The organism is Rhizobium sp. SG2393, from assembly GCF_042610495.1.
Taxonomy (GTDB): Bacteria; Pseudomonadota; Alphaproteobacteria; order Rhizobiales; family Rhizobiaceae; genus RU20A.
Genome location: NZ_JBHGAP010000004.1, coordinates 1 through 14173, shown reverse-complemented (window position 1 = coordinate 14173; position 14173 = coordinate 1). Strand labels below are relative to the sequence as shown.

Annotated in this window: 10 protein-coding genes; 4 read left to right on the top strand and 6 right to left on the bottom strand. The window is 65.1% G+C overall.

Annotated elements, in window-relative coordinates; translation table 11 throughout:
* Positions 1 to 29 precede the first annotated feature (29 nt).
* On the top strand, positions 30 to 1448 hold the full coding sequence (locus ACED18_RS11880) for a cytochrome P450 (protein WP_377292700.1): 1419 nt from the start codon (positions 30 to 32) through the stop codon (positions 1446 to 1448).
* Here ACED18_RS11880 and ACED18_RS11875 read toward each other — a convergent pair.
* Positions 1408 to 2010 carry a hypothetical protein gene (locus ACED18_RS11875; RefSeq protein ID WP_377292395.1) on the bottom strand — a complete coding sequence of 201 codons (603 nt, stop codon included), beginning with the start codon at positions 2008 to 2010 and terminating at the stop codon, positions 1408 to 1410. The genes ACED18_RS11880 and ACED18_RS11875 overlap by 41 nt on opposite strands.
* Before the next feature lie 151 nt (positions 2011 to 2161).
* Between ACED18_RS11875 and ACED18_RS11870 the strand changes: the two genes are divergently transcribed.
* Both ACED18_RS11870 and ACED18_RS11865 read left to right on the top strand, forming a co-directional pair.
* A complete protein-coding gene (locus tag ACED18_RS11870; RefSeq protein ID WP_377292393.1) occupies positions 2162 to 4165 on the top strand; it encodes a hydantoinase/oxoprolinase N-terminal domain-containing protein in 2004 nt (667 codons plus the stop codon).
* A 102-nt stretch (positions 4166 to 4267) separates the two neighbouring features.
* Positions 4268 to 6427, top strand: coding sequence for a malate synthase G (locus tag ACED18_RS11865; protein WP_377292391.1), 2160 nt, complete (start codon positions 4268 to 4270; stop codon positions 6425 to 6427).
* Between the two features lie 113 nt (positions 6428 to 6540).
* On the opposite strand, the gene ACED18_RS11860 is transcribed toward ACED18_RS11865, so the two are convergent.
* Positions 6541 to 7215, bottom strand: coding sequence for a L,D-transpeptidase (locus ACED18_RS11860; RefSeq protein ID WP_377292389.1), 675 nt, complete (start codon positions 7213 to 7215; stop codon positions 6541 to 6543).
* A gap of 244 nt (positions 7216 to 7459) precedes the next feature.
* Here ACED18_RS11860 and ACED18_RS11855 point away from each other — a divergent pair, with 244 nt between their 5' ends.
* Positions 7460 to 7999, top strand: a complete 540-nt coding sequence (locus tag ACED18_RS11855) for an MmcB family DNA repair protein (RefSeq protein WP_377292387.1) — start codon at positions 7460 to 7462, stop codon at positions 7997 to 7999.
* 12 nt (positions 8000 to 8011) lie between these two features.
* Here ACED18_RS11855 and ACED18_RS11850 read toward each other — a convergent pair whose 3' ends face one another.
* From ACED18_RS11850 to ACED18_RS11835, 4 genes are all read right to left on the bottom strand, one after another.
* The gene (locus tag ACED18_RS11850; RefSeq protein ID WP_377292385.1) at positions 8012 to 8599 is read right to left on the bottom strand and encodes an ActR/PrrA/RegA family redox response regulator transcription factor; all 588 of its coding nucleotides are present in this window, start codon (positions 8597 to 8599) and stop codon (positions 8012 to 8014) included.
* 106 nt (positions 8600 to 8705) lie between these two features.
* Positions 8706 to 10013, bottom strand: a complete 1308-nt coding sequence (locus ACED18_RS11845) for an ActS/PrrB/RegB family redox-sensitive histidine kinase (protein WP_377292383.1) — start codon at positions 10011 to 10013, stop codon at positions 8706 to 8708.
* Between the two features lie 132 nt (positions 10014 to 10145).
* The gene (hrpB, locus tag ACED18_RS11840) at positions 10146 to 12632 is read right to left on the bottom strand and encodes an ATP-dependent helicase HrpB (RefSeq protein ID WP_377292381.1); all 2487 of its coding nucleotides are present in this window, start codon (positions 12630 to 12632) and stop codon (positions 10146 to 10148) included.
* A 13-nt stretch (positions 12633 to 12645) separates the two neighbouring features.
* Entirely contained in the window at positions 12646 to 13587 is a 942-nt protein-coding gene (locus ACED18_RS11835; RefSeq protein ID WP_377292379.1) for an ornithine cyclodeaminase family protein, read from the bottom strand.
* Positions 13588 to 14173: the final 586 nt, after the last annotated feature.

The window sequence follows — 14173 nt, the reverse complement described above, 5'->3', positions numbered from 1 at the left end:
GGCAGGAAAGAGAAGCGCCCTTGAACAGCATGGCAATGACCAGCACCGCACCGAACGCCGCCGGCCTTTCCTTCGAGCCGCCCGCACCCGTTCCGCGCACCGTTCCGCCGTCGTCCATCGAGATCCTGCGCACGGTCTGGCGAAACCCCCTGGAACTGTGGGGTGAAGCCTCCTACACCCTGCCCTGGATCCACACCCGCTTCGTCACCCAGCGCACGATCATCGTGAACGATCCCGGCCTGATCCGCTACATTCTGGTCGAAAACGTCGCCAATTACGAAATGTCGGCCGTCCGCCGGCTGATCCTCCGGCCCATCCTTCGTGATGGCCTGCTGACGGCGGAAGGCGAGGTCTGGAAGCGATCGCGCAAGGCCATGGCGCCGATCTTCGCGCCGCGCCACGCCCATGGCTTCGCCGACCAGATGCTGGAGCGCAGCGAGAACTTTCTGGCGCGCTACGAAGACGCCAAACGCGGGCCGCTCGAGGTCAATATCGCCGAGGACATGACGGTTCTCACCTATGAAATCCTCTCCGAAACCCTCTTTTCGGGCGAAATTGCCACCGAGACAGACGGCTTTGCAGACGCGATCGAGGAACTGCTGCACCGCATGGGGCGCGTCGATCCCATGGATGTGCTCCTGGCACCCGCCTGGGTGCCGCGTTTCACCCGCATCGGCGGTAAGCGCGTCATGAAGCGCTTCCAGGGGATCGTCGAGGACACGATGGAGATGCGCCGCAGGCGCCTGCGCGATGATCCGGCCGGCGCGCCGCAGGATTTCCTGACCTTCCTGATGCAGCAGGAGGGGCCGCAGGGCCTGTCCCGCGAGGAGATCGCCGACAATATCCTGACCTTCATCGGCGCGGGTCACGAAACCACCGCGCGGGCCCTTGCCTGGACACTCTACTGCCTTGCCAACACGCCCGCCTATCGCGACCGCATGGAGGCCGAGATCGACGGCGTGCTCGCCGAAAGCGCTGCCCCGGTCACCTGGCTGGAGCGCATGCCCATTACGCGGGCCGCCTTCGAGGAGGCCCTGCGGCTCTACCCGCCGGCACCATCGATCAATCGCGCCGCCATTGCCGCCGATCGCTGGGTCTCGCCCGATGGCGAGGTTGTGGAGATCGATGCGGGCGTCAACGTGCTGATCATGCCCTGGACACTGCACCGGCACGCGCTTTTGTGGGATGAGCCCCGCGTCTTTCGTCCCGAGCGCTTCCTGCCGGAGAACCGCGAGCGCATTCACCGCTTCCAGTACCTGCCCTTCGGCGCGGGCCCGCGCATCTGCATCGGCGCCACCTTCGCCTTGCAGGAGGCCGTCATCGCGCTTGCCGTGCTCATGCACCGCTTCCGCTTCGATCTCTCGCCGAAAACGGAAGCCTGGCCGGTGCAGCGGCTGACGACGCAGCCTAGGGGCGGCCTGTTCCTGCAGGTGACGGCCCGGCCGTGACACGGCCACCGGTGCCGCCATTCACGGCATCGACCGGAGAGGCGGCGGCACCGGGTTCGGCCGTCGGCCGCTTCGGCTTCTTGATCGTCTTGATCTGCGCGCAGGTCGCCTCGCCCACGCCCTCGCAGGGCTTGTAGATCACGATCTCGCTGCCAGCACCGTCATCCCAGACCGCCTGCACCGCAATCGTCTCCACGCTGCCCGCCGGAAAAGAGGTGTAGACGTAATCGACCGTATCGGTTTCCGGAATGGAGAAAGGAATGTGCGGATTGCATTTCCCGAGCGGAAATCGTTTGTCCAGCGCATCGGAGTTGATCGAGTAGCGGATTTCCGACAGCCTGCAATGCATCGTCTGCAATGGAGTAAAATAGACGAGTTGCTTGCCGGAGAAATTCCGGAACTGCACCCAGCCTGTCGTCTTGTTGGCATCCAGCATCGCCTTGTAGATCGAGACATCCGGCAGCTGAACCTTGTATTCTTCCTCGTCGCTTTCCTGCGCGAAGACTGTGGGGGCCAGCAGGCATGCGGCGACCGCGATCCAGCCAAGATGATGACGGGGCATGGGCTTCTCCTTGAAAATCGACACGCGAACGCCGCAGCCGGCCATGGCATTTCCTCGGGTCCTGTCATATCACCGGCGGTGACCGGCAGAAAGCCGGACCGATCTTCGCGTTCCCGGCTCCAAAGCGGCCGGCGCTCCAGTGGACTGAGACGTGACCGAACAGCTTCTTCTCGGCATCGATACCGGCGGCACCTATACCGATGCCGTGCTCTTCAGCGAAACGCGCGGCGTGATCGCCAAGGCCAAGGCGCTGACCACACGCCATGATCTCGCCGTCGGCATTGCCGGTGCGGTGGATGCGGTGCTGGCCAGCACCCAGGTCGCGCCCTCTGCCATCGGCCTCGTGTCGCTCTCCACCACGCTCGCCACCAATGCGCTTGTCGAAGGCCAGGGCGGGCGTGCCGGCCTGATCATGATCGGCTTCGGCCCGGAAGATCTCGCGCGCGACGGTCTGTCCGATGCGCTCGGTAGCGATCCCGTGCTCTTCATCGCCGGCGGTCACAATGTGCATGGACACGAAACACCGCTCGACATGGCCGCCCTTGACGCCGCCCTGCCCGCTCTGGCGGAAACCGTCTCCTCCTTCGCGGTTGCCGGCTACTTCGCCGTTCGAAATCCCGCTCACGAGCAGAGGGTGCGCGCGCGTATCCGGGAGGTCTCGCACCGCCCGGTTACCTGCAGTCATGAACTCTCCTCGAAGCTCGGGGGGCCGCGCCGGGCGCTGACGACACTGCTGAATGCCCGTCTCGTTTCGATGATCGACCGGCTGATTGCGGCCTGCGAGGGTTTCATGGCCGCCCGCGGCATCGTCGCGCCGATGATGGTGGTGCGCGGCGACGGTGCGCTGATGGCGGCGGCCGAAGCGCGGCTGAGGCCCATCGAGACGATCCTGTCGGGCCCTGCCGCAAGCCTTGTCGGGGCACGCTACCTCACCGGCCTCGACAATGCCGTGGTCTCCGACATCGGCGGAACCACCACCGATGTCGCCGTTCTCGACGCCGGTCTGCCGCGGCTCGATGCCGAGGGCGCGATTGTCGGCGGCTTCCGCACCATGGTCGAAGCGGTCGCCATGCGCACCTTCGGGCTCGGCGGTGATTCGGAAGTGCGAATCGATGCCCGTGGCCTTGCGGCGCGGATCGATCTCGGCCCGCGCCGGCTTCTGCCGCTCAGTCTTCTGGCGCACCAGCATGGCGGCGGGGTGGTCGAGGTGCTCGACCGACAGATCAGGGCCACCTTCCCCGGCCGTCATGACGGCCGCTTCGCCGTGCGCACTGGTCTGCCGGACAGTGTCGCGGCCGGGCTGAACGCGCAGGAGCAGGGGCTCTATGCGCGGGTCGGGACCGCACCGCTGCCGCTTGATGAACTCCTGACCACCATGCCGCAAAGGGCGACGCTCGATCGCCTCGTGGCGCGGGGTCTCGTCCATATCGCTGGCTTCACGCCATCCGACGCCATGCATGTGCTCGGACGTCAGGACCAGTGGGATGCCGATGCCGCCCGCCTTGGCGCCCGCCTTCTCGCCCGGATCAGGGATGGTCGCGGCCAGCCGATCGCGGCAGGCGAGGAGGAACTGGCCCGCGCCGTCGCGGCGCGCCTGACGCGCCAGTCCTGCGAGGTCATTCTCGCCTCCTGTCTTGGCGAGGACGGCGTCTCCGGCGTCGATCCCGCGCAGTCCCCGGCCATCGAACGCGCGCTCGCCCGCACGCCCGGCATCGTGCGCTTCTCGATCGCGCTCGATCGCCCGCTGATTGGCCTTGGGGCCTCCGCCCCCGTCTACTACCCCGCCATTGCCGCCGAACTCGGCGCCGAATCGGCGATCCCTCCGGAAGCCGACGTTGCCAATGCCGTCGGGGCGGTTGTCGGACAGGTGCGCGTCTCCGTCACCGTCTTCGTGACCGCGCCGGAAGAAGGGATCTTCGTCATCAATGGCGGCGGCGAAAGCCGGGTTGCCAGCCGCCAGGATGAGGCCTTTGACATCGCGCGCGTGCTGGCGGAGCATAAGGCGCTCGCCGCCGCGATCGCCAACGGCGCCGAGGAACCGGTGGTGCATATTCTCGAAGAGATCGACGCGCCCGAAATCGAAGGTCGCCCGAAACTGGTCGAGGCCCGCTTCATCGCGACCGCCAGTGGGCGGCCCCGGGCCGCCCGCGACTGATTGTTTCCATTGCGGAGATAATTTTTCGCATTTTCGCACGGTTGACTGGTCATCGATCCATGACACACTCCGCGCCACATCATTCTGGCTCGGGAGTTCGCCATGGCAACCATCGAAAAACACGGTCTGCGTTTCGACGCGGCGCTGCATGATTTCCTCGTCTCGGAGGCGCTGCCGGGCACGGGGGTCGATCCCGAAGCCTATTTCGAAGCCTTTGGCCGTCTTGTCGCGGATCTCGCGCCGAAGAACCGCGATCTCCTGGCCCGGCGCGATGCGCTGCAGGCCAGGATCGACGCCTGGCACCGCGACAATGGCGCGCCGAACGACCTCAAGGCCTATGAGGCCTTCCTGCGGGAGATCGGCTACCTGCTGCCGGAAGGTCCTGATTTCACCGTCTCCACCGGCAATGTCGATGCCGAGATCGCCACGATCGCCGGTCCGCAGCTTGTCGTTCCCGTCATGAATGCGCGCTATGCGCTGAATGCCGCCAACGCCCGCTGGGGCTCGCTCTACGATGCGCTCTACGGCACGGATGCGCTGGGCGATCTGCCGGCCGGGAAGGGATACGACACCGCCCGCGGCGCCCGCGTCGTCGGCTGGGCAAAGTCCTTCCTCGACAGGAGCCTGCCGCTCGCCGGCGGCAAATGGGCCGATGCGACGGGCTTCGAATTCGAGAATGGCGCGCTCTTCATCGATACCGCCGCCGGCCGCACCGGCCTTGCCGATCCCGCGCAATATGTCGGCTTCAAGCGCGAAAGCGACACCGCCTACCGCCTCTATTTCCGCACCAATGGCCTGCACACGCTCGTCTTCATCGATCCCGACAGCCTGATCGGCAAGGATGATCCGGCCGGCATCGCCGATGTCGGGCTGGAATCGGCGATCACCGCCATCATGGACTGCGAGGATTCCGTCGCCGCCGTCGATGCCGAGGACAAGGTCGTCGTCTACCGCAACTGGCTCGGCCTCATGAAGGGCGACCTGACGGAAGAGGTCACGAAGAACGGAAAGACCTTCACCCGCAGGCTCAGCGGCGATCCGACGCTCACCGGCCCCGATGGCAGGGATGTCACCCTGCCGGGCCGCTCGCTGATGCTGGTGCGCAATGTCGGACATCTCATGACCAATCCGGCCATTCAGGATGCCGCGGGCAAGGATGTCCCGGAAGGCATCATGGACGCCATGGTGACGGCGTTGATCGCCCTGCACGACATCGGCCCGAACGGCCGGCGGATGAACTCGCGTGCCGGCTCCATGTATGTCGTCAAGCCGAAGATGCATGGTCCGGAGGAGGTCGCCTTCGCCTGCGAGATCTTCACCCGCGTAGAGCAGGCCCTCGGCATGGCCGAAAACACCATCAAGATGGGCATCATGGACGAGGAGCGCCGCACGACGGTCAACCTCAAGGAATGCATTCGCCAAGCCCGCGCGCGCGTCGTCTTCATCAACACCGGCTTCCTCGACCGCACCGGCGACGAGATCCACACCTCGATGGAAGCCGGTCCGATGATTCGCAAGGGCGACATGAAGCAGGCGGCCTGGATCGCGGCCTATGAAAACTGGAATGTCGATATCGGCCTCGAATGCGGCCTGTCCGGCCATGCCCAGATCGGCAAGGGCATGTGGGCCATGCCCGACCTGATGGCGGCGATGCTGGAGCAGAAGGTGGCCCACCCCAAGGCGGGTGCCAACACGGCCTGGGTTCCCTCCCCGACCGCCGCCACGCTGCATGCCACGCACTACCACACGATCAACGTCGCCGCCGTCCAGGCGGATCTGAAGAAGCGCCCGCGCGCCAAACTCGCCGACATCCTCTCCGTCCCGGTCGCCGAGCGGCCGAACTGGACGCCGGAGGAAGTCCAGCGCGAACTCGACAACAATGCCCAGGGCATCCTCGGCTATGTCGTGCGCTGGATCGATCAGGGGGTCGGCTGCTCCAAGGTTCCCGACATCAACAATGTCGGCCTGATGGAAGACCGCGCCACGCTGCGCATCTCCGCCCAGCACATGGCCAACTGGCTGCACCACGGCATCGTCACGGAAGCACAGATCGTCGAGACCATGAAGCGCATGGCCGCTGTCGTCGATGGCCAGAATGCCGGCGACCCCGCCTACCGCCCCATGGCGGGTCATTTCGAAGACTCGGTCGCCTTTGAGGCCGCGCTCGAACTCGTGCTGAAGGGCCGCGAGCAGCCGAACGGCTACACCGAGCCGGTCCTGCATCGTCGCCGCCTGGAGCGCAAGGCCAGGGACGCCGCTTGATCTGACACGCAAAAGGCCGGCGCGATCCGTGTCCGGCCTTTCCTGCCATGTCCAAATAAAAAGGCCGTCGGAAGAGGTTCCGGCGGCCTTTGATTGTCGGCGATGCAATCAGCTTACTGCTGGACAATGACCTTGGCGTTGCGGCCCGGGCGGACGCGCGAATAGAGGTCGATGATATCCTGGTTCATCAGGCGGATGCAGCCGGACGAGGCGGCGGTGCCGATGGAAGCCCATTCCGGCGTACCGTGCAGGCGGAACAGCGTGTCCTTGCCTTCGGCGTTGAAGAGATACATGGCGCGCGCACCGAGCGGGTTGCGGATGCCGGGCTCCATGCCCTTCTCCACATACTTGGCGACTTCGGGCTTGCGCTCTGCCATTTCCTTCGGCGGGTGCCAGGTCGGCCATTCCTGCTTCCAGGCGATGTAGGCCTCACCTTCCCAGGCAAAGCCCTGCTTGCCGACGCCGATGCCATAGCGCACGGCCTTGCCGCCGGGCAGCACGTAGTAGAGGAAACGATTCGGCGTGTTGACGATGATCGTGCCGGGACGCTCGCTCGTCGCATAATCGACGATCTGGCGGTGGAACTTCTCGTTGACCTTGCTGATCGGGATCGCCGGAAGGGCGTAACCATGATCCTCAACAGCGCCATAATTGCTGGTGAAAATCTGGTTGGTCGCGATCTTCTGGCCGTCGTTCACGGAAGCAGACGAATTGGAAGAGGTCGAGCAGCCGGCGAGGGAGATGCTGGCCGCCAGGCCGCACAGGAGCAGTGCATTGCGGAAGCGCATGGGAGTCTCTTAAAGAAGGATGAAGTCTGTCCGGGAGTGCCCCGACCTTCGACGATTATGGTTTATTTTCGATTAACCACCTGAACGCAAGAAGTTGCGGGGCGCGCGATCATCGCCGGGGCTGCAAAAATATGAGGGCTTGCTTTTTTGCAACAAGCGCCTCGTTCCTTGCAGTGTTCAGGTCGTTGCCGCAAACCGATGGCAAGCTTTTGCGCGCCCTGTGCCAGGCCAACAAGGGAAAGCCGTGACCATCCTTAATTTCCACAGCGACAATCCCCTTAACGACGGCCGCCAGTCCGAGCGTGCGCTCATGGTGCGTCGCGGCGTGCAGCGTCTGCTCTCCGAATCGCGTCACGCGCTGCTGCCGGAACTGACGCTGCCGACGGGTCGTCGCGCCGACCTCATCACCATGTCGGCGAAGGGCGAGATCTGGATTGTCGAGATCAAGACGTCAGTCGAGGATTTCCGCACCGATCGCAAATGGCCGGATTACCGGCTGCATTGCGACCGGCTGTTCTTCGCAACCCATGCCGGCGTTCCCACCGAGATCTTCCCGGAAGACTGCGGCCTTTTCCTTTCGGATGGCTACGAGGCACACATGCTGCGCGACGCGCCCGAACACCGCTTGCCACCCGCGACCCGCAAGAAGGTCATCTCCATGTTTGCCCGCGTTGCGGCCCAGCGCCTGATGCTGGCGGAGTGGGCGGCCGGACGTTCGGACCACGACCGGGCAGCTCTCGCCTCGATCCTGTCGGGTGATCGGGACAGCCAGATCAAGGACTGACCGCCCCGCCTCTTACTTGGGGGCCCGCTTGGCGAGGATGCGCTGCAGCGTGCGCCGGTGCATGTTGAGCCGCCGCGCCGTTTCCGAGACGTTGCGATCGCACATTTCATAGACCCGCTGGATGTGCTCCCACCGCACGCGGTCGGCCGACATCGGGTTTTCCGGCAGTTCGGGCCGCTCGCCCGTTCTTTGCAGCAGCGCATTGTAGACGTCGTCGGCGTCCGCGGGCTTGGCGAGATAGTCGATGGCGCCGAGCTTCACGGCATTCACGGCCGTAGCGATGTTGCCGTAGCCGGTCAGCATGATGATGCGCGTGTCATCGCGCCGTGCCCGGATGGCTTCGATGACGTCAAGCCCGCTGCCATCGCCAAGCCGCAGGTCTACCACCGCGTGACGCGGCGGGTTGTTCTTCGCCCGGGCAATGCCCTCGCTGACGGATTCCGCGGCCTCGACCACGAAGCCGCGTGTTTCCATGGCACGGGCAAGACGCCTGAGGAACGGACCGTCATCATCAACGATCAGCAGCGAGCGGTCCTCGCCGATCGGGTCGTCGCCCGCTGGTATGCCTGTCGGGATGGTCGTGTCGGAAATGTCGTTCATGGCTGACTTCCACTGCGCTGCAGCGGGCCTTTCTTGATCTTGCTCGAAAAATTCTAGTCCTGCATGTCACCCTGCGCAACCGACGCACCGGCCGGGATGTTCCGCCTCACGATTGCCGCGCGCGCCCGGCATCCATCAGGTCGCGCGGCCAACGAACACGCACGAGCGCGCCGCCTGTACCCATGGCCTTGTTCTCGAACGCCAGCCGCGCACCGGATCGCTCCAGCAGCGTCTTGGCAATGAAAAGACCGAGCCCGAGGCCACCGGCGCTTTCTTCCTTCTGACGCTTCGTTACGTAGGGGTCACCGATGCGGATCAGGATGTCGGGCGCAAAGCCGGGTCCGTCGTCCTCGATGGTGATTCGCACCATCTCCCGATCATGCTCCACCGTCACGGTCACCGCCGATTCGGCGTAGTCGACGGCATTCTCTATGAGATTGCCCAGGCCATAGAGAATCCCCGCATTGCGAAGCCCGATCGGCTCGTTGGCGCGATCGCCACGTTCGACAACCTCGATATCGATCCCGAATTCCCGGTGCGGCGCCAGAACCTCTTCGATCAGCGAGGAAAGCGGCAGGATGCGCATATGGTCCTCGCTCTCCGAAGAGAGTGTCGTCAGCCGGCGCAGGATATCGCGGCAGCGTTCGCTCTGGCTGCGCAGCAGGTGCACATCTTCGCCGTAGCGCGGATCGGCGCCGAGTTCGCGCTCCATCTCGCGCGCCACGACGCTAATCGTGCCGAGCGGCGTGCCGAGTTCGTGCGCCGCTGCCGCCGCCAGCCCGTCGAGCTGCGAGAGATGCTTCTCTCGCTCGAGGATCAGTTCCGTCGCCGCCAGCGCATCCGCCAGCTGGCTTGCCTCCACCGAGACGCGGTAGGTGTAGAAGGCCGCAAATCCGGTGGTGCAGACCACGGCAAGCCAGGAACCCGCCGTCAATACCGGCGGGATCTTCAGCTCAGTGCCCGGATACCAGGGCAGGGGGTAGGGCGAGAAGGCGAGCGCCGTCACGCCGATGATGGCGATCACCGCCAGTGCGATACTGTGCGGCTTGGGCTGCAGCGCGGACGAAATGATGACGGGCACGCAGACCAGCGCGGCAAAGGGATTTGCCAGCCCGCCCGTCATGAAGAGCAGCGCCGTCACCTGCGCGAGGTCGGTGAGGAGCAGGGCAAAGGCCGTCCCCGGCTTCAGGCGATGGGCGGACGGAAAGCGGAAGGTGAGGAACAGGTTGAGCCACACCAGCGCCCCGATCAGCAGGGCCGCGGCGCTGAGCGGCAGGGGAAAGCCGAGCCAAACATGCACGAAGACAACCGCGATGCTCTGGCCGGCAACCGCCAGCCAGCGCAGACGGATCAGCGTCTGAAGGCGCAGCGCGCGGTGCCGGCTTGCCCCGCCGCCGGTCTGGAAAATCGCCATGCCGAACCTCTCCGTATCGCCCTGGAGCATTCGTGCCGATGCCGGCCGACTGCCAAAGATCAAGATATCGACATGGGCGATTTCGCAAAGGCCGTAAAGGGACGCGCTGTCGCACCACCTTGAGCGTTGTCTTCACGTCCCCCGCGGCTTCGCCCTGTGCGTTGGTGCGGCCTGTGCGGGATCCTCAGGCCAAGGATGTTTCGGATAGCGGCCCCGCATCTCCGAGCGCACATCCTTCCAGGAGCCGGCCCAGAAGCCCGGAAGATCGCGGGTCAGCTGGATGGGACGCTGGCCCGGCGAAAGCAGTTCGAGCAGCAGCGGAATGCGTCCCGCGATGACGGGATGACGGGTGAGGCCGAAGAGTTCCTGCACGCGAATGGCCAGCACCGGCTCTTCCCCGTCATAGCGGATCGGATGCCTCTGCCCCGTCGGCGCTTCGAAATGCGTCGGCGCCTGCCGCTCCAGTTCGCGCTCCGCCCCGTGCGGCAGAAGCGAGACAAGGGCCTGGCGAAGCGTGCCGGCGCCAATATCGCCGAGGCTCGTCATGTCGTGCAGGAACGGCGCGAGCCACTGTTCCAGCCCGTCCAGCAGGGCGGCATCCGATACATCCGGCCACAGTTCCGGCTGGGCGCGATGAAGAAAGGCGATCCGGTCGCGCAACTGCCCGACCTCGCGCGAAAAGGGCAGGGCGGCAAGGCCGATCTGGCGCACGCCCGAGACCAGCGCTGCAGCCGCCGCCGTCCCCTTCGGTCGTGGCAGGGGCGCCTCATCGAGCACGATGGCCCCGAGCCGCCGCTGACGACGCCCACGCACGCTGCGGCTCGCCATGTCGAAATCCACGACGTCATCGGTCGTGATTGCTGATGCGAGATCCGTTTCCACGAGACTGCGCGACACTTCGGCCGCCGACAGAATGCGCTGCCGCCCGGCCCGTCCGGTCAGGTCGGCAATGACGAGCATCTCCGCCCCGGAGAGCCGTTCTGTCGCATCGATCTCCGCGCCGCGACCGTTTGCCATCACGAAGCGGCCCCGTCCGCCCCGCTGCAGAGCGATGCGATCGGGAAACGCATGAAGAAGAAGCGCACCGGCTCCAACCGGCGGTCCGCTTTCGCGCCCCAGTCCGGATGTCGCACGAATGTCGCCGGCCATGCGCCGTGCCAGCCCGCGTGCCTTCTCGGCGCGATCTCCGCCATCGCGCCGCGCCCGTTGAAGCCGGTCGTCGAGATCGAGGCTGGTGCCGCCAAGCCCCTGTTCGCCGATGACGGTCGCCAGCAGACAGGCCTCTTCCAGTGCGGGAGCGGGCGCCGCCAGAACCATGGCGGCCAGCCGCGGCGGCAGCGACAGCTCCTGCATCCGGCGGCCTTTCGCAGTCAGCATCATCTCCGTGTCGAGCGCGCCCAGCGACCGCAGCAAGGCCTGCGCCTCGCTCCAGGCGGCCGATGGCGGAAGATCGATGAACGAGAGCTGTCCCGGATCCGTAACGCCCCAGGCCGCCAGGTCCATCGCAAGCGTAGAAAGATCGCTCGCCTGGATTTCGGGTGGCGTATGGGCGGGCAGGGCCGCGGTCTGGCCGGCATGCCAGAGGCGGATGGCAACGCCCGGCTCCGTTCGCCCGGCACGGCCCGCCCGCTGATCGGCAGAGGCGCGCGACACTTTCACGGTCTCCAGCCGGGTGATGCCGGTCGATGGCTCATGGACCGGCAGGCGCTGCAGGCCGGAATCAATGACGATGCGCACACCGTCGATGGTAATCGACGTCTCCGCAATCGATGTCGCCAGCACGACCTTGCGCGTGCCCGTGGCCGTCGGCCGGATGGCCGCGTCCTGTGCCTTCATGTCAAGATTGCCGTAAAGCGGCACCACATGCTCATGAGGACGCGTCTTCCCGGTCAGCCGCTCGGCCACGCGTTCGATTTCCGCCCGTCCCGGCAGAAAGGCAAGGATGGAGCCGGTTTCTTCCGCCAGCGCATCCAGGATCGCCTTCGTCACTGCGTCCTCGACGCGTTCCAGTCCGCTTCGGTCCTGATAGCGGATATCGATGGGATAGCTTCGTCCCTGGCTTTCGATCACCGGCGGCTGCCCGAGCAGCGCCGAGACCCGCTCCACGTCGAGCGTCGCCGACATCACAAGAATGCGCAGGTCCTCCCGCAAGGCGCCCTGAACGTCGAGTGCGAGCGCCAGCCCGAAATCCCCGTCGAGAGACCGCTCGTGAAACTCGTCGAAGATGACGGCGCCGATGCCCTGTAGCTCCGGATCGGAGAGGATCATCCGGGCAAAGACGCCCTCGGTCACCACCTCGATGCGCGTGCGGGCGGACACCCGCGTATCCAGCCGCATGCGATAGCCGACCGTTTCGCCGACCGTTTCGCCGAGAAGGGCTGCCATTCGACCCGCAGCCGCCCGCGCCGCCAGTCGTCGCGGCTCGAGCAGGATGATCTTGCCATCCCCGAGCCAGTCACACCGCAGGAGATGAAGCGGCACCAGCGTGGTCTTGCCGGCCCCGGGCGGCGCGGAAAGCACGGCGCGCCCCCGTTCGCCGAGTGCGGACGAGACGGCATCCAGAACGGCGCTGACGGGCAAGTCGGGCAGGGAAGGGGCGGCATGGCTCTGCATGGACATTGTCTGGCGTCCGTCAGCCCTTCGCGGTCTCATAGGCCAGGATGGCGGCGGCCAGATCCTCCAGCGCTGCACCCACGGATTTGAACAGCGTGATCTCCGCATCATCGCGGCGTCCTGCATGCCGCGTCGTCACAAGATCGGCCAGATCGGCAGCAATGGCCGAGCGATCGATCGCCCCGCTGGTGATCGCCTGCAGAATGTCGCCTCCTTCGCCCAACACCCCCTCGCGCGTATCGACGAAGATCGTGCTGGCGGCCACCGCGGCATCATCCGTCTCCCGCATGTCCCGCTTGAAGGCGCCGACCAGATCGACATGCGCCCCCGGCTTCAGCCACGCACCCTGGATGAGGGGCGCCGTCGAAAGAGTGGCCGCACTGACGATGTCCGCCTCGCGCACCGCCGCTTCCAGGTCGCGCGCCACATGGACCCGCACCCCGGGCAGCTCGATGGTCCGCGCCGTCTCCTCAGCCTTGCGGGGATCGCGTGCCCAGATCGAGACGTCCGTGATCGCGTGCTCGCTCGCATGGGCGGCGACGAGATGCGCCGCGAGGCGACCCGCGCCGACCATGACCATGGTCATCGCCCCCGGCCGGACGAGATAGCGGCCGGCCAGCGCCGAAGCTGCGGCCGTCCGGCGTGCTGTCAGTTCTCCCCCGTCGAGGATCGCCAGCAATTCCCCGGTCCGTCCGTCCGACAGGAGATAGGTTCCTGCGACCGCCGGCAGCCCGCGCTTTCCGTTCCCCGGAAAGACAGAGACCATCTTCAGTCCCATATAGGCGCCGGGCACCCAGGCCGGCATCAGAAGCAGCGTCGCTTCCTCTTCTCCTGGAACCGCGACACCATGGTGATGCCGCACGGGCATGACGCAGCCGCCGGCAAACATCCGGGCCAGCGCATCGATCAGCGGCCGATAGGCGAGTGCCTCGCGTGTCCTGGTTTCGTCGAGATACAACATGGGAATGACCTTCCGCCTCCTTGGTGTGAGAAAGCCATATCGCAGCCGCAACGCGGCAGACAAGAAAAGACGGCGCTCTGGGTGCTGTGACGGGACGGCATCCTCCATTTCCCTCTATTTCGGCGCTGTTTTCGCCCTTCCTTTTGTTTACCGTTTGGACAAATCCTGATTTTTTTGTTTTCTTACAATGTGTTGTGATTTTCTGTCATTTTTCTGAGATGTTTTCGTTGACAGGTTGGGTGGGTGTGAGTAGAAACCGCTTCACAGAACGAGGGCGGCGGCGCTGCTAGCGACGGACTTCTTCGTTTCTAAGGTTTCACGGAAAACCTGACATGATTGGCCCTGAGATGATTGGGGCGACGGTTTGGTTTTGCCTGGACTTGACGGTTTGTTCCGTCTGTTTTTTGACAAGTTAGGATAGAGAGAAAGAGAGACGTGGCCGGCGTGGTCTGCGGAACCTTACGGGGTTCTGGATTGATTACGGTTAGGTTACGTCTTTTGAAATGAGAATGCCTTTTCGCTGGATAGCGAGAGGGAAGTTCTCGTCGATTCAGAATGACGTGATTTGGCCTTGATTGAATTCTCA

What these genes read in the sequence shown, in the direction of transcription:
- ACED18_RS11880 (WP_377292700.1), top strand. Translation starts at nt 30, where the DNA reads ATGGCAATGACCAGCACCGCACCGAACGCCGCCGGCCTTTCCTTCGAG.
- ACED18_RS11875 (WP_377292395.1), bottom strand. Translation starts at nt 2,010, where the DNA reads ATGCCCCGTCATCATCTTGGCTGGATCGCGGTCGCCGCATGCCTGCTG.
- ACED18_RS11865 (WP_377292391.1), top strand. Translation starts at nt 4,268, where the DNA reads ATGGCAACCATCGAAAAACACGGTCTGCGTTTCGACGCGGCGCTGCAT.
- ACED18_RS11860 (WP_377292389.1), bottom strand. Translation starts at nt 7,215, where the DNA reads ATGCGCTTCCGCAATGCACTGCTCCTGTGCGGCCTGGCGGCCAGCATC.
- ACED18_RS11850 (WP_377292385.1), bottom strand. Translation starts at nt 8,599, where the DNA reads ATGAACGACATTTCCGACACGACCATCCCGACAGGCATACCAGCGGGC.
- ACED18_RS11845 (WP_377292383.1), bottom strand. Translation starts at nt 10,013, where the DNA reads ATGGCGATTTTCCAGACCGGCGGCGGGGCAAGCCGGCACCGCGCGCTG.
- hrpB (WP_377292381.1), bottom strand. Translation starts at nt 12,632, where the DNA reads ATGTCCATGCAGAGCCATGCCGCCCCTTCCCTGCCCGACTTGCCCGTC.
- ACED18_RS11835 (WP_377292379.1), bottom strand. Translation starts at nt 13,587, where the DNA reads ATGTTGTATCTCGACGAAACCAGGACACGCGAGGCACTCGCCTATCGG.